Annotated in this window: 16 protein-coding genes; 9 read left to right on the top strand and 7 right to left on the bottom strand. The window is 69.5% G+C overall.

The window, feature by feature from the left end; all coding sequences use genetic code 11:
• Position 1 precedes the first annotated feature (1 nt).
• From H7J86_RS21855 to H7J86_RS33635, 6 genes are all read right to left on the bottom strand, one after another.
• The gene (locus tag H7J86_RS21855; protein ID WP_267293445.1) at positions 2-931 is read right to left on the bottom strand and encodes a sterol desaturase family protein; all 930 of its coding nucleotides are present in this window, start codon (positions 929-931) and stop codon (positions 2-4) included.
• 3 nt (positions 932-934) lie between these two features.
• The gene (locus H7J86_RS21850) at positions 935-1,579 is read right to left on the bottom strand and encodes a TetR/AcrR family transcriptional regulator (protein WP_187096217.1); all 645 of its coding nucleotides are present in this window, start codon (positions 1,577-1,579) and stop codon (positions 935-937) included.
• 62 nt (positions 1,580-1,641) lie between these two features.
• Positions 1,642-2,343, bottom strand: a complete 702-nt coding sequence (locus H7J86_RS21845; protein ID WP_187096216.1) for a sirohydrochlorin chelatase — start codon at positions 2,341-2,343, stop codon at positions 1,642-1,644.
• Positions 2,344-2,354: 11 nt separating this feature from the next.
• Positions 2,355-3,065, bottom strand: a complete 711-nt coding sequence (locus H7J86_RS21840) for a phosphoadenylyl-sulfate reductase (RefSeq protein WP_235683343.1) — start codon at positions 3,063-3,065, stop codon at positions 2,355-2,357.
• Between the two features lie 2 nt (positions 3,066-3,067).
• Positions 3,068-4,735: a nitrite/sulfite reductase gene (locus H7J86_RS21835; protein WP_267293443.1), complete on the bottom strand. Its 1,668-nt coding sequence runs from the start codon at positions 4,733-4,735 to the stop codon at positions 3,068-3,070.
• A 114-nt stretch (positions 4,736-4,849) separates the two neighbouring features.
• A complete protein-coding gene (locus H7J86_RS33635) occupies positions 4,850-4,954 on the bottom strand; it encodes an Ms4527A family Cys-rich leader peptide (RefSeq protein WP_372517317.1) in 105 nt (34 codons plus the stop codon).
• Positions 4,955-5,037: 83 nt separating this feature from the next.
• Here H7J86_RS33635 and hemW point away from each other — a divergent pair, with 83 nt between their 5' ends.
• The 4 genes from hemW to H7J86_RS21815 all read left to right on the top strand — a co-directional run bounded on the left by hemW (position 5,038) and on the right by H7J86_RS21815 (position 11,291).
• Positions 5,038-6,168, top strand: coding sequence for a radical SAM family heme chaperone HemW (gene hemW, locus H7J86_RS21830; RefSeq protein ID WP_267293441.1), 1,131 nt, complete (start codon positions 5,038-5,040; stop codon positions 6,166-6,168).
• Between the two features lie 101 nt (positions 6,169-6,269).
• Positions 6,270-8,111, top strand: coding sequence for an ABC transporter ATP-binding protein (locus tag H7J86_RS21825; RefSeq protein WP_267293904.1), 1,842 nt, complete (start codon positions 6,270-6,272; stop codon positions 8,109-8,111).
• Complete coding sequence (locus H7J86_RS21820) at positions 8,108-9,865, top strand: ABC transporter ATP-binding protein (protein ID WP_267293439.1); 1,758 nt, start codon at positions 8,108-8,110, stop codon at positions 9,863-9,865. The genes H7J86_RS21825 and H7J86_RS21820 overlap by 4 nt, the downstream gene beginning before the upstream one ends.
• Positions 9,866-10,037: 172 nt before the next feature.
• Positions 10,038-11,291, top strand: a complete 1,254-nt coding sequence (locus H7J86_RS21815) for a salicylate synthase (protein ID WP_443677661.1) — start codon at positions 10,038-10,040, stop codon at positions 11,289-11,291.
• Here H7J86_RS21815 and H7J86_RS21810 read toward each other — a convergent pair.
• Positions 11,288-12,934 carry a (2,3-dihydroxybenzoyl)adenylate synthase gene (locus H7J86_RS21810; RefSeq protein WP_187096210.1) on the bottom strand — a complete coding sequence of 549 codons (1,647 nt, stop codon included), beginning with the start codon at positions 12,932-12,934 and terminating at the stop codon, positions 11,288-11,290. The two genes, H7J86_RS21815 and H7J86_RS21810, sit on opposite strands and share 4 nt — an antisense overlap.
• 117 nt (positions 12,935-13,051) lie before the next feature.
• Here H7J86_RS21810 and H7J86_RS21805 point away from each other — a divergent pair, with 117 nt between their 5' ends.
• Genes H7J86_RS21805 through H7J86_RS21785 form a run of 5 tightly spaced genes read left to right on the top strand, consistent with a single transcriptional unit; the run spans position 13,052 to position 26,878 of the window.
• Positions 13,052-16,528: a non-ribosomal peptide synthetase gene (locus tag H7J86_RS21805; protein WP_308204863.1), complete on the top strand. Its 3,477-nt coding sequence runs from the start codon at positions 13,052-13,054 to the stop codon at positions 16,526-16,528.
• Positions 16,525-17,259, top strand: coding sequence for a thioesterase II family protein (locus H7J86_RS21800; RefSeq protein ID WP_267293434.1), 735 nt, complete (start codon positions 16,525-16,527; stop codon positions 17,257-17,259). Before H7J86_RS21805 ends, H7J86_RS21800 begins: the two co-directional genes overlap by 4 nt.
• Positions 17,249-18,586: a beta-ketoacyl [acyl carrier protein] synthase domain-containing protein gene (locus H7J86_RS21795; RefSeq protein ID WP_267293432.1), complete on the top strand. Its 1,338-nt coding sequence runs from the start codon at positions 17,249-17,251 to the stop codon at positions 18,584-18,586. The genes H7J86_RS21800 and H7J86_RS21795 overlap by 11 nt, the downstream gene beginning before the upstream one ends.
• Positions 18,573-21,479: a mycobactin polyketide synthase MbtD gene (gene mbtD, locus H7J86_RS21790; protein WP_267293430.1), complete on the top strand. Its 2,907-nt coding sequence runs from the start codon at positions 18,573-18,575 to the stop codon at positions 21,477-21,479. The genes H7J86_RS21795 and mbtD overlap by 14 nt, the downstream gene beginning before the upstream one ends.
• Positions 21,476-26,878: a non-ribosomal peptide synthetase gene (locus H7J86_RS21785; RefSeq protein ID WP_372517316.1), complete on the top strand. Its 5,403-nt coding sequence runs from the start codon at positions 21,476-21,478 to the stop codon at positions 26,876-26,878. Before mbtD ends, H7J86_RS21785 begins: the two co-directional genes overlap by 4 nt.
• The last annotated feature ends 1 nt before the right edge of the window (position 26,879 follow it).

Raw genomic sequence — 26,879 nt, 5'->3', positions numbered from 1 at the left:
GTTATCGGGCCATCGTCTCCTGCGGCCGGAGCCGATCCCGGCTGGACGGGGCGTCCTGCGGTTCGGTCCAGCCCGGCGGCGCCAGCAGATAACCGAGGCGCCCTCGCCACGTCCGGGCCCGCCAGATGTCGGCCACCATCGACGTGAACTCGTGGAAGTTCACCTTGACCGGGTTGAAGGTGTCGATGTTCTTGGTCAATCCGTAACGGACCTGCTCGGTTTCTTCGGCGTAGCTGCGAAACAGCCGGTCCCAGATGATCAGGATGCCCCCGTAGTTCTTGTCCAGGTAGGGATTGTTGGCGCCGTGGTGCACGCGATGGTGCGACGGGGTGTTGAACACGTACTCGACCGCTGCGGGCAGTTTGTCGATCAGCTCGGTGTGCAACGGGTACTGATAGAGCAGAACGATCGCCTGACTCAGGAAAATCAGCCAGACGGGAATGCCGGCCAGCGCCATCGGGATGTAGACCGCGGATGTCATGAATCGTCCGGGGATCAGCCACGGCAGCCGCACGGCGGTGGAGACGTTGAAATGCTGACTGGAGTGGTGCACGCTGTGCGCCGTCCAGAACAGTCGAATGCGATGGTGCATGCGGTGTTCGGCGTAGTAGGCGAGGTCGGCACCGACGATGGCCAGCACCCAGACCCACCACTGCGAAGCGGACAGACTGATCGGCGCCAGCGCCGCGGTGAGTACCACGATCGGCAAGGTGATGAAATGCTCGACCAACCGCGCGATCCGGCCGAGTCCGTATACCGACAGACTGGTCAGTGTGTCGCGCAGTGAGAACCCGACCCGTTGTCGCGGTGGGGTTTTCGGGTCCGCACCGTGTTCCCGTCGACGCTCAAGTCGGTCGCCGGCCAGCTCGACACCGAGCAGGAACAAGAAGGCCGGGATCGCGTAGAGCCCGATGTTTCCGATCCATTCCACGAGTCACTGCCTCCGGTCGGAGTTCTTGGGCATGCCGGCGATCAGCCATCGGATGGCCTGGCCGAACATGTCATCGGAGACCCGGCTGGGGTCGGTACGGCGCTGCCGGATCAATCCACCGAACAACGCCAGCGTCACGGTCGCGAAATCGTCGACCGACACCACGCTCTGGTCGACGTCATTGCGGTCCAGCACACCGGTGAGGATCTCGCGAACCGCAGTCAGGGTGCGTGCCGAGGCGTCGGCCTCGATGCGCATCAATTCCGGGTTGCGCACCGCGTGCAGCCAGAATTCGGTCTTCAACACCGCCACGTGCAGGTCTTTGTCGGCAATCGCGATGAGCATGCGGCCCAAGCCCTGCAGGGGATCCTGCGACAAGGCCTCGGCGGAATCGAAGATATCGGCGACTTCGTCCATATGGTTGACGGCGCGGTCGGTCATCAGCGCGGCAAACAGCTCATCCTTGTTCGCGAAGTTGGAGTAGACCGCACCGACGGAGAACCCCGCCGACTCGGCGATCTCCTCGACCGACGCTGCGGCGTATCCGCGCCGCGCGAAGATGTCGGCGGCGGCCTCGAGCAGCTGCCTGCGGGTACGTTCTCTGCTCTCGGCCCGGGTGAGCCGGCGCGGTGTGGCATCGGAGGTCATATTCAGATAGTAGCCATTATTCGAATTTGCGCCACTATCTGAGAGCGGAATGCGCGGTCGGGTCAGGCCGCGGCGCGGGTGCTGCAGGCGGCGTCGAAGCGGTCCAGCACCGTGTCGGCGACCAGCCGGTGCGGCCCGAGCGGCGACGCCATCGGGATGCCCCGTGCGGCGGCGAATGCCGCCACCCGGTCGGTGATCCGGCCGTGGGCCAAGAACCACGGTGCGATGACGAGCCGGGTGGCACCGCGAGCCCGCAGCCGGCCGGCGATCTCGGCCAGGTTCGGGTGCGGTCCGGCTGCGAATGCGGTGGCCGCCGTCCACCGGGTGTGGGCCACCAACTGTTCGGCAACCGTCTCGGTGCGCGAATTCGCTTCAGCGCGTGAAGAACCCACCGCCGTGACCATGACCCCGACGCCGTCGAGCCGGGACACGCCTACTTCGGCGATCCGTCGCCGGAGCACCGCCACCAGCTGGTCGTCCTCGCCGAGGACATCGGCCTGGCGGGCGGCGACCCCGGACTCGGCGATCATCGCGGGGATGTCCTGGCGCGCATGGTAGGCGTCCGCGAGGAGCAGCGGGGTGACCACCGCGCCGTCGCCGGCCGTGCGCAGCACGTCGGTCAGACTGGGTGAATTCTGTTCGCAGAACGCAGGTCTGACATCGATACCGGGCCGGATCCGGCGAATGGTGTCGGCCACCGCGTGCGTCGTCGCCGCGGAGCGCGGGTCGGCGCTACCGTGGGCGGTCAGGACGAGGATGCTCACCTAAGTCCTCTTCAGGAGGCGTGCAGACCACATTCGGTCTTGGCCTGCCCGGCCCAGCGACCGCTGCGCGGGTCGGCGCCCTCGACGGGCTTGCTGGTGCACGGCGCGCACCCGATCGACGGATACCCTTCGAAGACAAGGGGATTGACCAGGATGCCTTGGTCGTCGATGTAGTTCTGCATCTCGTCGTCGGTCCACGCCGCGAGCGGGTTGATCTTCACGAGGCCAAAGGCCTCGTCAAAGCTGATCAGTGGCGCGTTCGCACGTGTCGGCGCCTCGACGCGGCGGATACCCGTCACCCATGCCGAGAATCCTTTCAGCGCCTTGCTGAGCGGCTCGACCTTGCGGAGCCGGCAGCATTCACCGGGGTCGCGGGAGAACAGGTCCTTGCCCAGCAGGGCGTCCTGCTCGGCTACGGTGCGTTCGGGGGTGACATTGTGCACCTTGACGTCGTAGACCGCCTCGACGGCGTCGCGGGTCCCGATGGTCTCCACGAAGTGGTAACCCGTGTCGAGAAACATCACGTCGACGCCGGGGCGCACCTTGGCGGCCAGCGCGATGAGCACCGCGTCCTGCATATTGGACGCCACGATGTAGTCACCGCGGAAATTCCGATCGGTCCAGCGCAGCAGGTCCATCGCGCCCGCGCCCTCGAGTTCTCGGGCGCCGCGTTCGGCGATCCCTCGCAGGTTCTCCGCCGTCATCTGCGCGTCGTTGCCCATGCCTACCTCAAATCCGCTTCGTCGGCTCGTACCGCCCACTGGGCGAAACGCTCACCGGGCTCGCGTTGTTTCACGAAGTTGCGCGCGACACGTTCGATGTACTCGCCGAGTTCGGAGGACAGCACCTTGTGCTGGCGCAGTTTGCGCCCGAAACCGCTGTCCAGACCCAGGCTGCCGCCCAGATGCACCTGGAAGCCTTCCTCGGGTCCGTTCCCGTCGTCGACCATCTGTCCCTTGAACCCGATATCGGCGATCTGGATGCGGGCGCACGAGTTGGGGCAGCCGTTGATGTTGACCGTGATCGGGACGTCCAGCTCGGCGTTGATGTCCTCGAGGCGCTGCTCCAGATCCGGCACCAGGCTCTGGGCCCGGACCCGGGTCTCGGCGAAGGACAGCTTGCAGAACTCGATGCCGGTGCAGGCCATCAGGTTCCGCCGCCAGTGTGACGGGGTCGAGGGCAGCCCGAGGGCGTCCAGGCCGGCCCGCAGTTCGTCGAGTTTGTCGTCGGGGACGTCGAGGATGATCAGCTTCTGGTACGGCGTGAAGCGGATCCGGTCCGAACCGACCGACTCGGCCAGGTCGGCGACCTTGGTCAGGATGGTGCCCGAGACGCGGCCCGCGACGGGGGCGACGCCGACGGCATTGAGGCCGTTCTTGAGGCGCTGGACTCCGACGTGGTCGATGGGGCGGGTCACCGGCTCGGGGGCGGGCCCGTCGAGCAGCGGGCGCTTGAGGTATTCCTGCTCGAGAACTTCCCTGAACTTTTCCACACCCCAGTCCTTGACCAGGAACTTCAGCCGGGCCTTGGCCCGCAGGCGGCGGTAGCCGTAATCGCGGAAGACGCTGACCACGCCCTCCCAGACATCGGGCACCTCGTCCAACGGCACCCACACCCCGAGGCGCTGGGCCAACATCGGATTGGTCGACAGCCCACCGCCGACCCACAGGTCGAAGCCGGGGCCGTGTTCGGGATGGTTGACGCCGATGAACGCGACGTCGTTGACCTCGTGCACCACGTCCTGCAGGCCGGAGATCGCGGTCTTGAACTTGCGCGGCAGGTTGGAGTACTCCGGCTTGCCGATATAGCGCTTGACGATCTCATGGATGGCCGGGGTGCCGTCGATGACCTCGTCGAGGGACTCGCCGGCCAACGGCGAACCGAGCACCACGCGCGGGCAGTCGCCGCACGCCTCGGTGGTCTGCAGGCCGACCGCATCCAGACGCCGCCAGATCTCCGGCATGTTCTCGACCTCGATCCAGTGGTACTGGATGTTCTCGCGGTCGGAGATGTCGGCGGTGTCCCTGGCGAATTCGGTGGAGATGCCACCGAGGGCGCGCAGTGCGGCGGCGGTCAGCGCGCCGCCGTCGCTGCGGACCCGCAGCATGAAGTACGAGTCCTCGAGCATGTCGGTGTTCTCATCGCCGGTCCAGGTCCCGTCGAACCCGGGCTTGCGCTGGGTGTAGAGGCCCCACCAGCGGAAACGGCCGCGCAGGTCACCCTTGTCGATGCTCTCGAAGCCGCCGGGGGCGTAGATGTTCTCGATCCGCGCCCGCACGTTGAGCGGGTTGTCGTCCTTCTTGGCTTGTTCGTTGGCGTTCAGCGGTTCGCGGTAACCGAGCGCCCACTGGCCTTCGCCGCGCGGTCGCTTCACCGGCTTCGCAGTCGTCATGAACGGGCTCCTTAGTGGAGGAGCCGGCGGAGGGATAGCGCGTGACCACCGGTGGCTGTCCGGCGGCGCAGATCCGTCGGCCAGCTGGGGGTACAGGTGGACAGGTCTACAGCCTCAAGGCAGACAGCAACAGCTACAGGTGCGCTTGAAGTCGACATGCCGCCGTGCCACCAGAGCGATTCCGGTGGTGCTGTTGCGGGCGGCGGTCACGCCCGACATTCTGCCACGACCCGCGCCATCAGCCCTAACCGGGCCAGATTTGCGATCACGGTGCGCAAAACCCGTTCTGGGACACTGGTGAGGTGACACAGCCCGGGCCGTTCGGCATCTACATCCACGTGCCGTTCTGCGCGAGCCGCTGCGGATACTGCGATTTCAACACCTACACCCCCGCCGAGCTGGGCGGGTCGAACCCGCAGGGCTGGCTGGCGGCGGTACGAATCGAGCTCGAACTGGCGGCGCAGCAGGTCGGACCGCGCCCGGTGGACACCGTGTTCGTGGGCGGCGGCACACCCACCATGCTCGGTGCCGGCGGTCTGGCCGCGGTGCTCGACGCCGTCCGGGAGCATTTCACGCTGGCGCCCGGCGCCGAGGTGACCACCGAGGCCAACCCGGAATCCAGTTCGCCGGCGCTGTTCGCCCGGCTGCGGGCCGCCGGCTACACCCGGATCTCGCTGGGCATGCAGTCGGCAGCCCCGCACGTGCTGGCGGTGCTGGACCGGGTGCACTCGGCCGGCCGGGCGCCCGCCGCGGCCGTGGAGGCGCGGGCCGAGGGGTTCGAGCACGTGAATCTCGATCTGATCTACGGCACGCCGGGGGAGACCGACGACGACCTGCGCCGCTCGGTGGAGGTGGCGCTGTCCGCCGGGGTCGACCATGTCTCGGCCTATGCGCTGGTCGTGGAGGAGGGCACCGCGCTGGCCCGGCGGGTACGCCGCGGCGAGTTGCCCGCCCCGGACAACGACGTCCTGGCCGAGCGCTACGAGCTGCTCGACACGCAGCTGTCGGCCGCCGGGCTGCAGTGGTACGAGGTGTCCAACTGGAGCGCGCCGGGCGGGGAGTGCCGGCACAATCTGGGCTACTGGGATGGCGGCGAGTGGTGGGGTGCAGGCCCGGGCGCGCACGGTTTCGTCGGCTCGACGCGGTGGTGGAATATCAAGCACCCCAACGCTTATGCGCAGGCGCTGACTGAACACCGGCTGCCCGTCGCCGATTCGGAGGATCTCGACGAGGCGGCGCGGCACACCGAGGACGTGATGCTGCGCCTGCGCCTGCGCAGCGGTCTGCCGGTCGCGGTGCTGTCCCCGGACGAACGCCACCGCGCCGAGGTGGCCATCGGGGACGGGCTGGTGGTCCGTGCCGCCGACCGGCTGGTCCTCACCGACCCGGGTCGGCTGCTGGCCGACGCCGTGGTGCGCACGCTGCTGGACTGAGCGGTCGGGTACCGATCGCGGTCAGGTTAGGGTGTTAGGCAACCCTTACCTATGGAGCGTGGATGACCACACTGCAGCCGGTGCTCGACGGCGCCGGAACGATGCCACCGCAGCCGCCCCGGGTGACCGCGACGTACACCCGACTCGCCGCGCGGCAGGCGGCCCGCGCCGACGCGCTGGCGCTCAAGGCGCTGCTCGCGCCGGTGACCGGGCGCACCCGCGTCGCCCAGGTGCTGACCCTGATCGCCTCGGCCGCCACCGTCGTGCCGTTCATCGGCATCGTCGAGATCGGCCGCACCCTGGTGGCCGGCAACGCGGCGGACACCTCGCGGATCTGGACCATCGTCGCCGTCGTGATCGGCGCCCTGCTCGTCCGGACCTGGGCCAGCGGCACCGCCCTGACACTCACCCATCTCGCCGACGGTGACCTGCAGCGCTCCCTGCGCCGGCGCATCGTGGACACCTTGGGCCGGTTGCCGCTGGGCTGGTTCAACGGCACCTCCTCGGGCGAGGTCCGCAAGGCCGTCCAGCAGGACGTCGGGGAACTGCACTTCCTGGTCGCGCACGCGGCGGTGGAGAACACCGGGGCGCTGGCCACCCCGGCATTCGGGCTGGCCTACTGCTTCTCGCTGGACTGGCGGCTGGGGCTGCTGGCCATCGGCACCGCACCGGTCTATCTGTTGGTCTACCTGTGGCTGGGTCGCGATGTCCGGGTGCAGATGGAGCGGATGAACGCGGGCGTCGCGCGGATCAGCGCCACCATCGTCGAGTTCATCGCCGGTGTCGCCGTGGTCAAGACGTTCGGGGAGACGGGTCGGGCGCACCAGCGGTTCGCCGATGCGGCCGAGGAATTCAACGACGGATTCGCCGAGTGGATGGGCCCCATGGTCCGGGTCAAGGCGGCGTCGTCGATCTTCATCGAGGCGCCCACGGTGCTGCTGGTCAACCTGGCCGGCGGGTACTGGTTGGTGCGCAGTGGCTGGGTCGCGCCGATCGACGTGCTCGGCTCGACACTGGTGGCGATGACCATTCCCGCCGCGGTGCTGGCCGTCGGCTACTCCGCCGGTATCCGCAAACAGGCCCAGGCCGCCGCCGGCCGGCTGGTCCGGCTGCTCGATCAGCCGAAGTTGAAGGTTTCCTCCAATCCGCAACTGCCGCAGGGTAACTCGGTTGATTTCGACGGCGTCAGCTTCAGCTATGACGGAACGAGCACGGTGCTGCACGAGGTGGATCTGACACTGGAGCCCGCCACCATGACCGCGCTGGTCGGCGCCTCGGGCAGCGGCAAGTCCACCCTGGCCACCCTGGTACCGCGGTTCCACGACGCGACCGCGGGCACCGTCCGCGTCGGCGGTGTCGATGTGCGTGAGATCGATCCCGCCGTGCTGTACCGGCACGTCGGCTTCGTGCTGCAGGACGTGCAGCTGCTCGGGGTCAGCGTGGCCGACAACATCCGGTTGGGCCGTCCCGGCGCCACCAACGAGGAGGTCTATCAGGCGGCCGAGGCCGCCCATGTGCACGACCGGATCCTGGCGCTGCCCCGGGGTTACGACTCGGTGGTGGGCGAGGACGCACACTTCTCCGGCGGGGAGGCGCAGCGGGTCAGCATCGCCCGTGCCCTGCTGGCCGACACCCCGGTGCTGGTGCTCGACGAGGCGACGGCCTCGGCGGATCCGGACTCCGAGGCGCAGATCCAGGCGGCGCTGTCGCGGCTGATCGCCGGCCGCACGGTCCTGGTGATCGCCCACCGGCTGGGCTCGATCGTCGGCGCGGACAACATCGTCGTCCTCGATGCCGGCCGCGTCGTCGAACAGGGCCGGCATGACGAGCTGCTCGCCCGCGGCGGTCGGTACGCCGCGATGTGGCAGGTGTACAGCGATGGCAACCCTGAACCTGTCCCGTTGCTTCGCGCGCCCGAGCAGAACATGGAGGGCGCACGATGATTCGCGGCTTCCTGCGCATTCTCGGGCCGCGGCGCGGCCTGATGTTCAGCTATCTCGCGTGGGTGGGCGCCTACGGCGTGCTGCACGGTGTCGCGATGGTGCTGTTGGTGCCCATCTCGCAGGCCTTGTTCGACGGGCGCTACGCCGATGCCGAGCGGTGGCTTGCGGTGCTGGCCGCCGTGGTGGTGGCCGCGGCAGTGGCCCAGTACGTGCAGTCGTCCCGGGCGATGCGGATGGCGCTGGCCACCATGAGGCTGCTGCACCGCAGGCTCGGCGACCACATGGTGACCCTGCCGCTGGGCTGGTTCAGCCGTGACACCGTCGGTTCGGTCTCCCAGATCGCGGTCAAGGGAACGACATTCGTGGGAACCAGCGGCGCACATCTGATCACGCCGATCGTGCTCAACACGGTGAGCGCGGCGACCGTGGTGATCGGTCTGGCGTTGTTCGACTGGCGGATCGCCGCGGTGGCCCTGGTGGGCGGGCTGATCCTGATGGCCTGCGGTGCGCTGGCGGCCCGGCTGATCGCCGGGGCCGAGATGCTCAACCACGATGCCGAGGTCGAGGTGAACACCCGGGTGGTGGAGTTCGCCCGCTGCCAGCCGGTGCTGCGGGCGTTCGGTCGTACCGGGTCGGACTTCACGCCGCTCAGTGCGGCGCTGGACGCGCAGCACCGGGTCGGACGACGGGCGCTGTGGCGGTCGGTGGCGGGCCTGATGCTCAACGGGGTGGCCGTGCAGGCGGTGTTCTCGGCGCTCATCGGGGCGGGCGCGTGGCTGGCGGTTCGTGGCGAGCTGGATCCGCTCACCGCGGTGGCGATCCTGGGCCTGGCCGCCCGGTTCGCCTCCCCGCTGGCCGCACTGGCCGAATACGGCTCGGCGATGCGCATGGCACGCACCGAACTGGACCGGATCACCGATATCCTCGACACTCCCGCCTTACCGGAACCTCAGTCCCCTCAGTCGGTTTCGGTCCCGGGTCGAGTCGAGCTGGACCGCGTCGCATTCAGCTATCCGGGCCGGAGCGAAGCGACCGGGGGAGTTGGCCGGGTAGTGGCCACCGATATCAGCTTCGTCGCCGAACCGGGCACCATGACGGCGCTGGTCGGCCCGTCCGGTTCCGGTAAGACGACGCTGACCCGGCTGATCGCCCGGTTCTACGACACCGACACCGGCACCGTGCGGGTGGGCGGCGTCGATGTCCGTGATCAGCGGACCACCGATCTGATGGCGCAGTTGTCCCTGGTGTTCCAGGACGTCTACCTGTTCGACGACACGCTCTGGGAGAACGTCCGGATCGGCAGGCCGGGGGCCACCGACGCCGAGATCGCGGCTGCGGCGGAGACCGCCGGGCTGGCCTCGGTGCTGCAACGGCTGCCCGACGGCTGGCAGACCCGGGTCGGCGAAGGCGGTTCGGCGCTGTCCGGTGGTGAACGGCAACGGGTTTCGATTGCACGTGCGCTGCTCAAAGACGCCCCGATCGTGTTGTTCGACGAGGCGACCAGCGCGCTGGACCCGGAGAACGAGCGGCATGTGGCCGAATCGATCCGGACCCTGGCGCAGCGCAGCACGGTGATCGTCATCGCGCACAAACTGTCCACCGTCACCGCCGCGGACAACATCGTCGTGCTCTCGGGCACCGGCGAGGTGGCAGACACCGGGTCGCACGCCGAGTTGATGGCGCGCGGCGGCCAATACGCGGACTTCTGGGCGCAGCGGGTCGCCGCGTCCGGGTGGTCGATGGGGGTCGGCTAACTCACATTCACGTACCCCGCCACCGATAAGCTAGGTTAGGCTAAATTTACCTGGTGCTTACGTTGAGGACCGAGGTGAAGCAAAGGTGACCGTGGAGACCAGAGCGGAAAACGTTGTGGTGCTTCCGCTGACGTTGCCGTCGGGCATCACTCCTGCCGACGTGGTGGCCGAGTTGGCCCGGATGTCCGAAGACTCCGGCCACGAGTACCTCGTCTACGAACAGCGCGGCCAGTGGATTCTGGCGAGTGACGTACGGACGTCCATCGAACTGGACTCCGATGAACTCCGGCTCATCACCGACGGTGTGGTGACGCGGCAGTCCTGGACGGGGCGCCCCGAAATGGTCCTCGGCGAGGCGGTGGACCGGCTGCTGCTGGAGGGGCAGCGGCTGTTCGGTTGGGTCGCCTTCGAATTCGGGGCGTACCGCTTCGATCTGGCCGACCGGCTCCCCGCGGGGACGCCGCTGGCCCGGCTGTTCCTGCCCGGCAGTCAAGTCATCGTCACCGATACCGAGGTCACCGTGGTCGACGGCGACACCGGCTATGCGGCCGCGATCGACCGTCTGCTCGCCCGTGGCCTGGCGCCGACGCCGGCCGCGCGACCGCTCGACGTCGATGCCGACACCGCGCACTACCGCCGGCGCGTCGCCGCGGCGATCGAGGAGATCGTCTCCGGTCGCTACCAGAAGGTGATCCTGTCCCGGCGATTCGATGTGCCGTTCGCCCTGGACTTCCCGGCCACCTACCGGGTGGGTCGGCGTCACAACACCCCGGTCAGGTCATTCCTGTTGCGGTTCGGCGGAATTCGCGCGCTGGGCTACAGTCCCGAACTGGTTGCCGCGGTGCACGAGGACGGCACCGTGCTGACCGAGCCGCTGGCCGGTACCCGCGCGCTGGGCCGGGGCGCCGACGAGGACCGCGCCGCCCGCGACGAGCTGGAGTCCGATTCCAAGGAGATCGTCGAGCACGCCATCTCGGTGCGCACCTCGATGCAGGAGATCGCCGAGGTGGCCGAACCGGGCACCGCGATGGTCTACGACTTCATGACGATCCGGGAACGCGGCAGTGTGCAGCATCTGGGCTCGACGGTCGGTGGCCGGCTGAGCTCGTCGCTGGACCGGATGGACGCGCTAGCGGCGCTGTTCCCGGCGGTGACGGCATCGGGTATCCCCAAGGCGGAGAGCGTCGATGCCATCCTGCGGCTGGACCAGACCCCGCGCGGTCTGTACTCGGGGGCGGTGGTGATGTTCACCGCCGGTGGCGAGATGGATGCGGCGCTGACCCTGCGCGCGGTCTACGAACAGGACGGCGTGACCTGGTTGCGCGCCGGCGCCGGCATCATCGCGGCGTCCAACCCGGACCGGGAGTTCGAGGAGACCTGCGAGAAGCTCACCACGCTGGCGCCGTATCTGGTGCCCCGCGACTAACGGGTCAGCCGCGCGACGATCGCCTTCTTGTCGGTCTTGCCGACCGCCGTGGTCGGCAGCGACTCCCACGCGACCAGGGTGTCCGGCCGCGAGTGCGCGGCCACCCCGCGGCCGTCCAGGTGGGCGTTGAGGTCGGCCAGGCTCACCGGGGGGCCGCTGAACACCACCACGGCGCAGATCTTCTCCCCGAGGAACTCGTCGGGTAGAGGCACCGCGGCGGCCGCCCAGATCGCGGGATGGGTGATCAGATGCTCCTCCAGGTCCAGGGCCGCCACCGTTTCGCCGCCCCTGGTGATGACGTCTTTGACGCGACCGGTGACCTCCAGATAGCCGTTCGCGTACCGCCTGACCCGATCTCCGCTGCGGTAGAAGCCGTCCGGGCTGAACGACCGCGCATTGTCCTGCGGGGCATTGAAATACCCGTTGATGGTGTACGGCCCGCGGACCAGCAGCTCACCTTCTGCGCCGTGCTCCACCTCATGTCCGGCCTCGTCGACGATCCGCAGTTCGTCGTATTCGGACAGCGGACGGCCCTGGGTGTGGTCGAGCAGATCCGCAGCGTCACCGAGTCGGGTGTAATTGAGTAGTCCCTCCGCCATGCCGAAGACCTGCTGCAGACCCGGCGTCAACGCCGAGCGCACGGCGGCGGCGTCGTCGGAGGCCAGTTTCGCGCCACCGACCTGCAGCAGCCGCAGCCCCTTGGGGGCCTGCGGCTCCCACTCGCAGGCCTGCGCCCACAGTTTGGCCAGGGCGGGGACCAGCGCGGTGACGGTGACCCGGTGCCGGTCGATCACGGCGAACGCGGCCTCCGGGGACGGGTCAGTGGTGAACACCGTGGTCGCACCCGAGCTCAGGGCACCCAGCAGACCGGGACAGGCCAGCGGAAAGTTGTGTGCGGCAGGCAATACCACCAGATAGACGTCCGACGGGGTCAGCGCGCACAGCTGCGCGCTCGCGGTGACGTTGTAGACGTAGTCCTCGTGGGTGCGCGGGATCAGCTTGGGCGCGCCGGTGGTGCCGCCCGATACCAGCAGCAGCGCGGGGGAGTCGGTCGCCGGCCGCACGACCGGCGGGGGTGCATCCGAATCGAGGACCGACCACGGCAGGAACGGACCCGGGTCGCCGTGCACGACGACGTGGCGCACTGCCGGGTGCGCGGCGACGAGTTCTTCGGCCATCGCGCGGTAGTCGAATCCGGCTGCGCTGTCGGCGATGACGAGCGCGACGGCGCCGCTGACGGACGCGAAGTGGGTCAGTTCGGCCAGCCGGTGTCCGGGCAGGCACATCACCGGGACGGCACCTGCTCGCAGCAACCCGAAGAGGGCGACGGCGAAATGCGACGAGTTCGGCAGTTGCAGAAGTACCCGGTCACCGGGCGCGATACCCAGCGCGGCGAAGCCGGCGGCCGCCCGGTCGGCCCGCGCGTCCAGATCGGCGAAGGTGTGCGAGGAGTGCGCGTCGGCGACGGCGATATTTCCGGGCCAGGTCTGTGCCGCGGTGCGCAGGATCTCGCCGAGGGTCCGGCCGGTCCACAGACCGGTCTCTCGGTAGTGCGCCGCGCGGTCGGCCGGGAACGGGACGAAACCGGCCTGGAGGGCGGTCTGTGCTGCGGATTCCGCCGGTTGCGGCGTGGTCAGGGTCACGGGTCTGCCCTTCGGGGTAGGCGTGTTCGGTAGTCCGAATATAGGGTAGCCTTCTCAAAATTAGGGCAGCCTGTGCTTAGCGATTGGACGGCGTTGGGAGGCGTGGTGAGTGTTGCTGTGAATGCCTCGGCTAGGTCAGAAACCATCCGGCAAGAGGTCGCCGATCTGCTCGGTATCACCGCAGGCGATATCGACCCCGATCTCGATCTCGTCAGCCAGGGCCTGGACTCGATCCGGATGATGTCACTCGCCGGAAGATGGCGGAAAAAGGGCCTGGACATCGATTTCGCGTCCCTGGCTGCAGAGCCTTCGGTGCGGGCCTGGGCGGAACTGCTGGGCGGCGGCGATATCGCAGCGAAAGCCGAACAGCCTGAGGTCCAGGATGATTCGCACGCCGGTGAACCGTTCCCGCTGGCCTCCATGCAGCACGCCATGTGGATCGGCAGGGAGGACGATCAGCAACTCGGCGGCGTCGCCGGTCACCTCTACGTCGAATTCGACGGTGCAGCAGTGAATTACGATCAGCTGCGCGGTGCGGCCACCAAGCTCGCGGAGCGTCATCCGATGCTGCGTGTCCACTTCCTGCCCGATGGCACCCAGCGCATCGGTGAAGTGCCGCAGCCCTTTCCGGTGGGCCTGGTCGACCTGCGCACCGCCGACGAGGCCGAGGTGCAGGTTCGGCTGGCGGACATCCGGCGCGCCAAATCGCACCAGCAGCTCGAGCACGGGGTCTTCGAACTCGCGCTGACCCTGCTACCCGGCGGCCGTTGCCGCCTGCACGTGGATCTGGACATGCAGGCCGCCGACGCGATGAGCTACCGCACCCTGATGGCCGATCTGACCCGGCTCTACCACGGCGCCGATCTCTCCCCGCTCGGCTACACCTACCGGCAGTACCGGCTCGCCGCGGCGCAGCAGCCGGTCGCCGAAGCCGACCGGCAGTGGTGGGCCGAGCGGATCCCGGAGTTGCCCGATCCGCCGCGCCTGCCGCTGGTCCCGGCGGCAGAGCAGGCCGACCCGCGCCACACCACGCGCCGCCATCGTTGGCTGGACCCGCAGACCCGCGACGCCCTCTTCGGGGCCGCCCGCCGCCGCGGCGTCACGCCGGCGATGGCCCTGGCCGCCTCGTTCTCCGATGCGCTGGCCGGCTGGTCGGCCGAACCGCGCTTCCTGCTCAACGTCCCGATGTTCGGCCGCGAACAGCACCACCCCGACGTGGATTCACTGGTCGGCGATTTCACCTCGTCGCTGCTGCTGGACATCGACCTGACCGGTGCCGCCACCGCCACCGCCCGCGCTCGCGCGGTTCAGGACGTGTTCCGCCACGCGGCCGCGCACGCCGCCTACCCGGGCCTGTCCGTTCTGCGCGACCTCAGCCGGCACCGCGGCACCCAGGTGCTGGCCCCGGTGGTGTACACCAGCGCGCTCGGGCTGGGGGAACTGTTCGCCGCCGAGGTCACCGACACGTTCGGCACACCGGTGTGGATCAACTCGCAGGGACCGCAGGTGCTGCTCGACGCTCAGGTCACCGAATTCGACGGTGGTGTCCTGGTGAACTGGGACGTCCGGGAGGACGCCTTCCCGGCCGGGGTGATCGACGCGATGTTCGACCGGCACATCGCCGAACTGCTGCGGCTGGCCGCCGAGGACACCGCCTGGGAGACCGGGCGCGCCCCGATGATCACCGACGAGCAGCGTGCGGTGCGTGACCGGCGGGGCGCCACCACCGCCGATCCCGGTGGGCAGCCGCTGCACGCCGGTTTCTTCGCCTCGGCAGCCGCCCGCCCGGATGCGACCGCCGTCATCGGCTCGGCCGGCGAGCTGACCTACTCCGAGTTGCGCGAGCAGGTGCTCGCCGTCGCCGCCGCCCTGCACACCGCGGGGATCACGCCGGGCGACACCGTCGCCGTGCTCGGCCCCAAAGGCGCCGACCAGATCACCGCGCTGCTCGGCATCCTGGCCGCCGGCGCGATCTATCTGCCCATCGGCGCGGACCAGCCGGCCGAACGGGCCGAACGCATCCTGCGCGCCGGCGGTGTGCGGATGGCCTTGGTGTGCGGTGATCAGGAGCCCAGCTGGCTGCCCGCCCTGACCATCGCCGAGGCATTGCGGGTCGGCCGGCGTGTCCCGGACTTCACCCCGGTGCTCACCGACCCGCATGAGCTGGCCTACGTGCTGTTCACCTCCGGCTCGACCGGCGAACCCAAGGGCGTCGAGGTCACCCACGACGCGGCGATGAATACCGCCGAATTCCTCTACGGGCACTTCGAGATCGGCCCGGACGACCGCTGTCTGGCGCTGATGACACTGGAGTGCGATCTGTCGGTGCTCGACGTGTTCGCCACCCTGGCCACCGGCGGCGCGATCGTCGCCATCGACGAGGATGATCGCCGTAACCCCGACACCTGGGCCCGGTTGATCCACGAGCATCGGGTGACCGTGCTGAACTTCCTGCCCGGCAGCCTGGAGATGCTCGTCGAGGTGGGCGAGCACCGGCTTTCCTCGGTCAGGGTCGTCCTGACCGGCGGGGACTGGGTACGCACCGCCATGGTGCGCCGGTTGCAGGCCCTGGCCCCCGGTGTCCGGGTGGCGGGACTGGGCGGAGCCACCGAGACCGCGATCCACGCCACCATCCACGAGGCCGCGGCGGACCTGCCCGCGCACTGGGCGGCGTTGCCCTATGGCGTGCCGTTCACCAACAATGCTGCCCGCGTGGTGAATTCGTTCGGCGCCGACTGCCCGGACTGGGTGCCCGGCGAGCTGTGGATCGGCGGGCGCGGTATCGCGACCGGGTACCGCGGCATGCCGGAGCTGACCGCGGAACGCTTCGTCGAGCATGACGGCCGGCGCTGGTACCGCACCGGGGACCTGGCGCGCTACTGGCCCGACGGCACCCTGGAGTTCGTCGGCCGCGCCGATCACCGGGTGAAGATCAGCGGCTACCGCATCGAACTCGGTGATGTGGAGGCGGCGCTGCAGCGGATCCCCGGGGTGCGCGCCGCGGTCGCCGGTATCGTGCCCGCGGCCGGTGCCCGCCACCACGACGTGCTGGCCGCGCTGGTGAGCACCGAGGATTCCGGGATCGACGTGCGCCAGATCACCGAGGCTGTCGCCGAACTCGTTCCGCCGCACATGATCCCGCGTCACATCGAGCTGATCGACCGTATTCCGTTCACCCTCGCCGGTAAGACCGACCGGCGGGCCGTGGCCCGCACGCTGACCGAGGTGTTCGGCGACGGGCCCGACGCGGACCGCCGAATGCCGTCCACGCCCGTGCAGCGGGCACTGGCGGCCATCATCGGGGACCTGCTCGGCGCCCCTGACCTCGGTGTCGACGACGACTTCTTCGCCCTCGGTGGGGATTCGGTGCTGGCCACCACCGCCGTCGCGCGGATCAGGGACTGGCTGGACACCCCGACGGTGATGGTGCCCGACATCTTCGCCACCCGCACCGTCGAAGCGCTGGCAGCACGGCTGGCCGGCCGGGAGGCCGGCAGTGACCGGCTCGACCAGGTCGCCGAGCTCTACCTGGAGGTGGCGGACATGGACGACGCGGATGTGGTGAACGCCCTCGACGCTGCCGCAACCTCGTGACCGCCGCGGATCTCACGTTCGCGCCGTGGGTCAAGCGATACTCGGCACCAGGGGCGCCCGTTCTGGTGTTCCCGCACGCCGGGGGTGCCGCGCTGGCCTACCGCACCATGGGCACCGCGCTGGCCGAGGCCGGTGCCGACGCCTACGTCATGCAGTACCCGCAGCGCGGTGACCGGCTCACCCATCCGGCACCGGCCACCGTGGCCGAGCTCGCCGCGGACCTTTTCGACGGCGGCAGCTGGGACCGGCTCGCACCGCTGCGGCTGTTCGGGCATTGCATGGGTGCGGTGGTGGCCTTCGAATTCGCCAGGGTGGCCCAGCAGTGCGGGGTGCAGGTGAGCGCGTTGTGGGTCTCGGCCAGCGAGGCGCCGTCGGCAGTCGCGGCCTCTCCTTCGCTGCCGATGGCGCAAGCGGAGATCATCGCCGAGATGGTCGACCTCGGCGGCACCGACCCGCAGCTGCTCGAGGACGAGGATTTCGTGGAGCTGCTGCTCATGGCGGTACGCGCCGACTATGCGGCGTTCAACCGGTACAGCTGCGCCGACGAGGTGCGCATCGGTGCGGACATTCACACCCTCGGTGGCAACCGGGACCATCGGATCAGCGAGAACATGTTGCGCCGCTGGAAGTCTCACACCACCGGCGCCTTCACCTGCTCGATCTTCGACGGCGGGCATTTCTACCTCAACGAGCACACCGCGGATGTGGCGGAGCTGATCAATGAGCTCTGATTCACCTCCCGATCCCGCCGACCCGGTGGTGATCGTCGGAATGGCGGTCGAGGCTCCGGGTGGTGTGGACACCGCCGAGGGCTTCTGGGATCTGCTGGCCGAGCAGCGGGAAGCGCTGGGGCACTTTCCCACCGACCGCGACTGGGCGATCTCCGAACTTCTGGACGGGTCCCGGCGCGACGGGTTCAAAACCATCCACGATCTCGGCGGGTTTCTCGCCGGCGCAGGCAGTTTCGACCCGGCCTTCTTCGGCATCTCACCGCGCGAAGCCGTGGCGATGGACCCGCAGCAACGCGTCGCGCTGCGACTGGCCTGGCGTGCGATCGAAGACGCCGGGATCAACCCCGACGATCTCGCCGGCCACGACGTGGGTTGTTACCTCGGCGCTTCGGCGCTCGAGTACGGACCTGCACTGTCCGAATTCTCCTCGCACAGTGGCCATCTCATCACCGGAACGTCACTGGGGGTGATCTCCGGGCGGATCGCCTACACCCTCGACCTGGCCGGTCCGGCGCTGACCGTCGACACCTCCTGCTCGTCGGCCCTGGCCGCCTTCCACACCGCCGTGGCGGCCCTGCGCGCCGGCGATTGCGATATGGCCCTGGCCGGCGGGGTCTGCGTGATGGGCACCCCGGGCTACTTCGTCGAATTCTCCAAACAACACGCACTGTCCGACGACGGGCACTGCCGGCCCTACAGTGCCCACGCGAGCGGCACGGTGTGGGCCGAAGGCGCGGCGATATTCCTTTTGCAGAACAAATCCGCCGCGATCCGCGACGGCAGGCAGGTACTGGCGGAGGTGCGCGCCACCGCCGTCAACTCCGACGGCCGCACCGTCGGACTCACCGCGCCCAGCGGCACCGCCCAGCAGAAGTTGTTCCGACGCGCCCTCGCCGCGGCCGGGGTGACCCCCGAAGACGTCGGCATGATCGAAGGCCACGGCACCGCCACCCGCCTCGGTGACCGCACCGAACTACAGGCGTTGGCGCAGACCTATGGCGCCACCGCGCCTGGCGCCGGTGCACTGCTCGGGTCGGTCAAATCCAACCTCGGTCACAGCCAGGCGGCCGCCGGGGCGCTCGGACTGGCCAAGGTGATCATCTCGGCCGAGCACGGCTCGGTGCCGGCCAGCCTGCACGCCGACGAGCCCAGCCGGGAAATCGACTGGGAGTCCCAAGGTCTGCGGTTGGCCACCAAACTGACGCACTGGCCCGCCAAGCGCGGCGAACGGGTCGGTGCGGTGTCGGCGTTCGGTATGAGCGGGACCAACACCCACGTCATCGTGGCCGTCCCGGACGCCGGGGAGACCCGTGATGTACCTGCCTGACGGACGCGTGCCCGTGCTGCTGACCGCGCACGCCGAGGACCTGATCGCGCAGGACGCCGCCGCGATCCTGCACTACCTGGAGCGCCGGCCCACCCACACCGACGTCTCCGCGGTGGCCGCGGCGACACTGCGCACCCGCCGGATACGCAAGCACCGGGTGGTGATCCGGGCCGCTGCACTCGGCGAGCTGAAAGACGCGCTGCGTGCCGTCGCCGCGGGGGAGGAGCACCCGCTGGCGGTGGGCTCGTCACGATCGGCGAGCCGTATCGCCTTCGTCTTCCCCGGTCAGGGCAGCCAGTGGCCGTCGATGGGGAGCGAGGCCTACGACCGTCTGCCCGAGTACCGCGCCGAGGTCGACCGCTGCGCCGCGGTGTTCACTGCCGCCGGGCACGCATCCCCACTGGACTACCTGATGGCCGAACCCGGTGTGCCGACCAACGATTTCACCCAGGTGCAGATCCAGGGCGCGCAGTTCGTGCACGGGGTGGCATTGGCCCGGGTGTGGCGGTCGTGCGGAGTGCTGCCCGATATCACCGTCGGGCACAGTCTCGGCGAGATCGGCGCGGCCTACATCGCCGGCACCATCACCCTCACCGAAGCCGTCGGTATCGTCGCGGCCCGCGCCACCCTGCTGGACGGACTGACCGGGCCGTACCGGGTCGCGGTCCTCGGGCTCGGCCCGGACGCGGCGCACGAGGCCATCGCCGGCGTCCACGGTTGGGCCGAGGTGTCGGTCGTCAACTCGAGATCCTCGGTCGCGGTGTCCGGGGACACCGAGACGATCGCCGCGCTGGTGCGTGCCACCGCAGACCGCGGCGTCTTCGCCCGCGAGATCGAGATGTGGTTCCCCGCGCACACCACCAAACTCGACCCGCTGCGCACCGAGCTCGAATCACTGTTACCCGCAGGCGAGTTCACCGAGTCACCCGTGCGGTTCATCGGATCGGCCACCGCCTCGGCGGTCGCGGCCGGTACCGACTTCGCCGACTACTGGTACACCAACCTGCGCAGCACCGTTCGCTTCGACCGCGCCGTCGCGGCCGCCGTCGAGCACGGCGCCCGCGTCTTCGTCGAACTCTCCGCCCATCCGGCGCTGCTGTACGCGCTCGGGGATACGCTCGATGACGAGGACGGAGCTGTCGAGCCGGCCGAGGTGCTCGCCGTCGGCTCCGGGTGCCGCGACGAACCGATCGCCGATCGGCTGGCCGCCAATATCGCCGCGGTGGCCGTCACCGACCCGGGCTACCGCTGGGCCGACCTCATCGACGCGGCACCCGCACCACTACGGAACTTCCCGTTCGCCCCGATGCGGTCCCAACACCTCTGGGCCGCGCCGGCACCCCTGCCGCCCGTGGCGGGGATCAGCGTGGCCGTCGAACACTGGCAGCCGCACCTCCCTGCCGTCTCCGCCGGCACCCGGCGGGCCGCGGTGATCGACCTCGGCAGCGGTCTCGGTGCGGCCGTGGCGGACCGGTTCGACGTGGTGGCCCCCGCAGACGCCGACCTGCTCATCGTGGTCGCCCCCGCCCTGGACAGCCCGGACGTGGTCACCGCCGCCGAGGCGCTGGCCGCACAGATCGAGTCCGGTCTGCTGGGCTACGCCGATACGCCCGGCGATACCGATCGCGACGTCTGGCTGGTCACCGTGGGCGGGGAGCAGGTGCGGCCCACCGACCCGGCACCCCTGCCCGCACAGGCCGCGCTCGGCGCCATGCACCGCAGCCTGGGACTGGAATTCCCCGAGCACCGGTTCGGGCATCTCGATCTGCAAGCGCGCACGCTGGATGCGGCCGCGGTGGCCGTACTCGCAGGATCGACAGGCGAATTCGCCATCCGGGACGGCGCGGTCTACCGGCGCACCACCCGCGACGAGCAGCTCGACACACCGGCGTGGACCGCGGATTCCGGGGTGCTGGACGAAGTGGTCATCACCGGTGGCAGCGGGGTCGTCGGGCTGCACCTGGCCCGCCGTCTCGCCGCGCAGGGCGCGCGCCGGATCGTGCTGCTGAGCCGCGGCGGGGTCGATCCCGCGCACCTCGCCGAGCTGGACGCAGAGGTGATCGCGCCCCGCTGTGACATCACCGACCCGGCCACCCTGGCCGCCGCGATCGTCGAAACGGGCTCGACCGCAGCATCCTTGGTGATCCACGCCGCGGGCTCGGCCACCATCGCCGAACACGGCCGGCTCAGCGGGGCGGCGTTCGCGGATACCATGTCGGCGAAGGTCAACGGATTCGACCGTCTCGCCGCGACCTGGCCCCTGCGGTCGGATGCTCGAATCCTGTTGTGTTCCTCGGTATCCGGGATGTGGGGCGGCATCGGGCACATCGCGTACGCCGCCGCCAACCGGCTGCTCGACGTGGCGGCCGCCCAGCACCGGGCACAGGGCCGCCGGTGCACGGCCGTGCGCTGGGGACTGTGGCCCGGCAACGGGATCATCGACGAGTCCGAGAGCGCCCGGGTGCAGCGGTCGGGCCTGCAACCGATGTGCCCGGACCGGGCCGCCGAGGTCTGTCTCCGGGACTGGGCAGGTGACCCGCTGGTGTTCACCGCCGACCGGGACCGGTTGCGCACCTTCCTCGGCGACGCGGACGAACCTGCCGCCACGGCCGCCATCCCGGAGGTCCCCGTGGCCGGCGCGCCAGGAGAGCCCGCCGGTGCCGTTCGCAGTGCGCTCGCAGCGGTGCTGAAGGTGGGCGACACCGCATCCCTGGATCTGGCCGAGTCCCTCCTGGACCTGGGCGTGGATTCCCTGCTGGCCCTGGACCTCCGCAAGAAGCTCACCGCGGCCACCGGGCACAAGGTGCCGCTGGCCAAGATCCTCGGCGGTATCACCGGAGCCGAGCTGATCGAGCACCTCGAGAAGACTGACAAAGAAAGCACCCACGCGTGACTGATATCGCAGATGCCACCACCACCGCCGCCGGCCGGGACGCCCGTCTGGAGCTGATGCGGCGCAAGCTCGCCGAACGCGGGCTGGCCTCGGCAGAAGCCGTCGACGCCGCACCGCCGGCCGGGTTGTCCGACGGACAGCTGCGCATGTGGTTCGTGCACAACGTGGACCCCACCGGCGTGCTGCTCAACGTCTGCGTCTCCTACCGGCTCACCGGTGCGCTGGATCCCGAGCGCCTGCACGGCGCCGTCGATGCCGTGGGCCGCCGGCACCCGATCCTGCGCACCACCTATACCGCCGACGAGACCGGGACGCCGCAGCCGGTGCTGCACGACGACCTGCGGCCCGGCTGGGCCTTCCACGACGTGTCCGACAAATCCGAACGGGCCCGCGCGCTGCGGCTGGAGGTGCTGGCACAGCGGGAATTCGGCGCCCCGTTCGATCTCGCTGCCGACTCGCCGCTGCGGATCACGTTGGTGCGCCTCGGTGCCGACGAGTTCGTCATGCTGCTGGTGGCCCATCACATCGCCTGGGACGACGGTTCGTGGCGGGTGTTCTTCGACGACCTGACCCGCGCCTACACAGGCGCCGACCTCGGCCCCACGCCGCGTACGCCCGTGCCGGCCGCCGACACCACCGCCGAAGACCTGGCGCATTGGCGTGCGGTGTTGGCGGACCCGCCCGAGCCCCTGGAACTGCCGGGCCCGTCCGGATCGGCCGTGCCGACCGGATTCCGCTCGCAGCTCATCACGTCGGCTCTGCCCGCCGGCACCGTGGCGAAGGTGACGGCACTGGCCCGCGAGACCGGCGCCACCCCCTACATGGTGCTGCTGGCCGCGTTCGGCGCACTCATCCACCGCTACACGCACACCGATGACTTCCTGGTCGCCAGCCCGGTCGTCAACCGCGGTACCGACGATGCGATCGGCTACTACGGCAACACCGTCGCGATGCGGCTGCGTCCGAAGGGCACCCAGGGCTTCCGCGACCTCGTCACCGCCACCCGGGACACCGCGGTGGCGGCGTTCGCCCACCAGCGGATCAACCTCGATCGGGTGGTCGCCGAACTCAACCCGGACCGGCGCCACGGCGCCGAGCGGATGACACGGGTCAGCTTCGGCTTCCGCGAACCCGACGGCGGCGGCTTCCGGGCCGCCGGCATCACCTGCGCCCGTGCCGAGCTGCGCAGCCACGTCAGCCAGCTGCCCTTGGGCTTCATGGTCGAGTGGAACGCCGACGGCGTCACCATCGAGGCCGAGTACCTCACCGAGATCATCGATGCCGACCTCGCCGCGAATATGCTCGCCCACTTCGCCGTCCTGCTGGACAACGCGCTGGACCAGCCCGACGTGGCACTGCAGCGCCTCATGTTGTTCTCCGCCGACGACGAAGCCTGGCTGCACGCCGTCTCCCACGGCGAGCAGTTCGACACTGCCGCAACCACATTGACCGCACTCGTCGGCGATCAGGTCGCCCGCACTCCCGATGCCACCGCCGTCGTCTACGAGGGCCGCCACTACAGCTACCGCGAGCTGAACGCGGAGGCCAACCGGATCGCGCACTGGCTGATCGCCCAAGGTGTCGGTACCGAGGACCGGGTGGCCGTGCTGCTGGAGAAATCACCCGAGCTGGTGATGACCGCGCTGGGCATCGTCAAGGCGGGTGCGGTGTACCTGCCGATCGACCCCGGCTACCCCGAGGACCGGCTGACCTACATCCTGTCCGATTCGGATCCGAAAGTCGTGATCCGCGAACCGGTCACCGACCTGCAGGCCTATCGCGCCGACGACCCGACCGACGACGACCGGGTCCGCCCGCTGCTGCCCGACAACACCGCCTACCTGATCTACACGTCGGGCTCGACCGGTCTGCCCAAGGGCGTGCCGGTGCCGCACCGGCCCATCGCCGAGTACTTCGTCTGGTTCGGTGCCGAATACCAGGTCTCCGAGGCGGACCGGCTGCTGCAGGTGGCCTCCCAGGGTTTCGACGTATCGATCGGTGAACTGTTCGGCATGCTCGCCGCCGGGGCGCGCCTGGTCATCCCGAAACCCGGTGGCCTCAGCGATATCGGGTATCTCACCGCGCTGCTGCGCGACGAGGGCATCACCTCGATGCACTTCGTCCCGTCCTTGCTGGGGCTGTTCCTGTCGCTGCCCGGTGTCAGTGAATGGCGCAGCCTGCAGCGGGTGCCCATCGGCGGCGAGGCGCTGCCCGGGGAGGTCGCCGACAAGTTCCACGCCACCTTCGATGCCCTGCTGCACAACTTTTACGGCCCCACCGAGACGGTGCTCAACTGCACCCGTTTCAAGGTGGAGGGCAAACAGGGCGCCCGGATCGTGCCGATCGGCACACCCAAGATCAACACCACCATCCATCTGCTCGACGACGCGCTGCAGCCGGTCCCGGTCGGCGTGATCGGCGAGATCTACATCGGCGGCACGCATGTCGCACACGGTTACCACCGCAGGCACGGCCTGACCGCCGAACGCTTCGTCGCCGACCCGTTCAACCCCGGCGGTCGGATGTACCGGTCCGGCGACCTGGCCCGCCGCAACGCCGACGGCGATATCGAATTCGTCGGCCGCGCCGACGAACAGGTCAAGATCCGCGGCTTCCGCATCGAACTCGGCGAGGTGGCCGCTGCCGTCTCGGTGGATCCGTCGGTCGGTCAGGCCGTCGTGGTGATGAGCGATCTGCCGACCCTGGGCCGCAGCCTGGTCGCGTATGTGACACCGGCGCAAGAGACCGAGGCGGTGCAGATCGACCGGATCCGCGCGCGGGTGGCCGCGGCGCTACCGGAGTACATGATCCCGGCCGCCTATGTCGAGATCGGCGAGATCCCGATCACCGCGCACGGCAAGATCGACCGGAAGGCGTTGCCCGAACCCGAGATCTCGGCGGGCGTGCAGTACCGCGAGCCGGGCACGGATACCGAACGCGTCATCGCCGGCCTGTTCGCCGAACTGCTGGGCCGCGAGTCCGTCGGCGCCGATGACTCGTTCTTCGACCTGGGTGGGCATTCGCTGTTGGCCACCAAACTGGTGGCCGCCGTACGGTCGCGGTGCCGTGTCGACATCGGCGTGCAGCAGGTCTTCGAGCTGGCCACCGTCGCCGGCCTGGCCGCCCACATCGACACCGTGCGCGCCACCGGAGAGGGCAGTGACCGCCCGGCCATGGTGCCGATCGAGCGCGACGGACCGCTGCAGATGTCCGCTGCGCAGCTGCGCCAGTGGTTCCAGTTCCGCATCGACGGCCCCAACCCGGTCAACAACATTCCGTTCGCCGCACGGCTGACCGGGCCCAGCGACGTCGAAGCGTTCGTCGCCGCGATCGGTGACGTCGTCGGCCGGCACGAGATCCTGCGCACCACCTACCGCGAGATCGACGGCGCGCCATACCAGGTCGTGAACCCGAGTGCGCCGGTGCCGGTGCGCCGCGCCCGCGGCGAGGACGAACAGTGGCTGCAGCGCGAACTCGATTCCGAGCGCCGCTACTGCTTCGACCTGGAACACGACTGGCCCATCCGGGCTGCCGTGCTGAGCACGCCCGAATATCACGTGCTGTCCCTGGTGGTGCATCACATCGCCGCCGACCACTGGTCGGCCGGGGTGCTGTTCACCGATGTGCTGACCGCCTACCGCGCCCGCCGTGGCGGGGCCGCACCGGAATTCGAGCCCCTGCCGGTGCAGTACGCCGACTACGCGGCGTGGCAGGCCGAGCTGCTGGCCGGTGACGAGCTTGCCGCACAACGTGATTACTGGGTGGACCAGCTCGCCGGGCTGCCCGAGGAGAACGGGCTGCGCCCGGACTTCCCGCGCCCGCCGGTACCGACCGGCGAGGGTGAGGCGTTGAGCTTCACCATCGACGAGGACACCCGGATTCGGCTGGCCGAGCTGACCCGCGAACTCGGCATCACCGAGTTCATGCTGCTGCAGGCCGCCGTCGCCGTCGCCCTGCACAAGGCAGGGGTGGGCACCGACATCCCGCTGGGCACCCCGGTGGCCGGCCGCACCGAACCCGAGTTGGATCAGCTCATCGGGTTCTTCATCAACATCGTCGTGCTGCGTAACGACCTGTCGGGCAACCCGACGGTGCGCGACGTGCTGCGGCAGACCCGCGAGATGGCCCTGGGCGCCTACGCCCACCAGGACCTACCGTTCGACCGGGTGGTCGACGCGGTGAGCCCGGTGCGTTCGCTGTCGCGCAACCCGCTGTTCGGTGTCGTCGTGCACGTGCGCGAGGAGCTGCCGGCCGACCGGGTGATCGACTCAAGCGATTCGGGGGATCAGCACTGGGAGACCCGTTTCACCGCACTGGAGCCCACCTTCGATGTCGCCCACGCCGACCTGTCGCTGAACTTCTTCGCCACCGCGAGCAACGGCTACCAGGGCACCGTCATCTACCGTACCGAGCTGTACCAGCCCGTCACCGCGCAGCGGCTGGTCGACTGGCTGCTGCGGGTCATCGACGCGTTCGCCCACCATCCCGACCACACCCTGCGCGATATCGCGATCGGGGGCTCCGAGGCCGTCGCCCAGTGGAGTGCCGCCGCGACGCCGGAGGTCGGGCTGCCCCAGACCGCGGGGGCGGACCAGGTGTTCGTGCTCGACGACTGGCTCGCCCCCGTCGGCGTCGGGGTGATCGGCGACGTGTACCACGCCGGCGGCGCCATCGACGAGGCGCAGCGAAATGCCGCGCCTGCAGCGCAATTCCGGTATCCGGTGAACCCGTTCGCACCGGGCACCCGGCTCTACCGCACCGGAGACCGGGCGCGTTGGACCGAGGACGGCACGCTGGAGTACGTCGAGCGAGGTGACCACCGGGTACAGGCGGCGCTGGAAGCGATCGACGGGGTGGCCGCGGCGCTGACCCGAAACTGGACCACCCGCGCGGGATCGGTGCTGGCCGGCTATGTGGTGCCGGCAGACCCGCAGGCCGACACCGTGGCGTTCGCCGACACCGTCCGCGCCGCACTGCCCGAAGAGCTGGCGGGACTGCGGATCACGGTGCTCGACACCCTCGACGGCGCGACCCTGCCGCGTCCCGTGCTGACCGCGTCGGGCCCGTTCGAGCCGGCCGCCACCGATACCGAACGCACGCTGGCCGCGCTGCTCACCGCGCTGCTGGGTGTCGAGGAGTTCGGCAGGCACGACGACTTCTTCACCCTCGGCGGTGACAGCATCCTCGCCGTGCAGCTGGCCGCCCGCGCCCGCGACAACGGGATGGCGCTGACGGCGCGGATGGTGTTCGAGCATCCGGTGCTCGCCGAACTGGCCGCGGCCCTCGATGCCAAGGCCGGGCAGGTTCGTGCGCAGGACACCCATCACGCGCCGATGGCCGCGTCCGGCCTGTCCGCCGACGAACTGGCCGAGCTCACAGCGGGGTGGCAGGGACCGTGAC

Origin of the sequence: Mycobacterium hackensackense (assembly GCF_025822555.1) — a bacterium.
Lineage (GTDB): Bacteria > Actinomycetota > Actinomycetes > Mycobacteriales > Mycobacteriaceae > Mycobacterium > Mycobacterium fluoranthenivorans.
This window is presented reverse-complemented; position numbering and strand designations above follow the sequence as displayed.

Bases quoted from the DNA above. Each gene is read 5' to 3' on its own strand.
- H7J86_RS21850 (WP_187096217.1), bottom strand. From the start codon at position 1,579: ATGACCTCCGATGCCACACCGCGCCGGCTCACCCGGGCCGAGAGCAGA.
- H7J86_RS21840 (WP_235683343.1), bottom strand. From the start codon at position 3,065: ATGGGCAACGACGCGCAGATGACGGCGGAGAACCTGCGAGGGATCGCC.
- H7J86_RS21835 (WP_267293443.1), bottom strand. From the start codon at position 4,735: ATGACGACTGCGAAGCCGGTGAAGCGACCGCGCGGCGAAGGCCAGTGG.
- H7J86_RS33635 (WP_372517317.1), bottom strand. From the start codon at position 4,954: ATGTCGGGCGTGACCGCCGCCCGCAACAGCACCACCGGAATCGCTCTG.
- H7J86_RS21825 (WP_267293904.1), top strand. From the start codon at position 6,270: ATGCCACCGCAGCCGCCCCGGGTGACCGCGACGTACACCCGACTCGCC.
- H7J86_RS21820 (WP_267293439.1), top strand. From the start codon at position 8,108: ATGATTCGCGGCTTCCTGCGCATTCTCGGGCCGCGGCGCGGCCTGATG.
- H7J86_RS21795 (WP_267293432.1), top strand. From the start codon at position 17,249: ATGAGCTCTGATTCACCTCCCGATCCCGCCGACCCGGTGGTGATCGTC.
- mbtD (WP_267293430.1), top strand. From the start codon at position 18,573: ATGTACCTGCCTGACGGACGCGTGCCCGTGCTGCTGACCGCGCACGCC.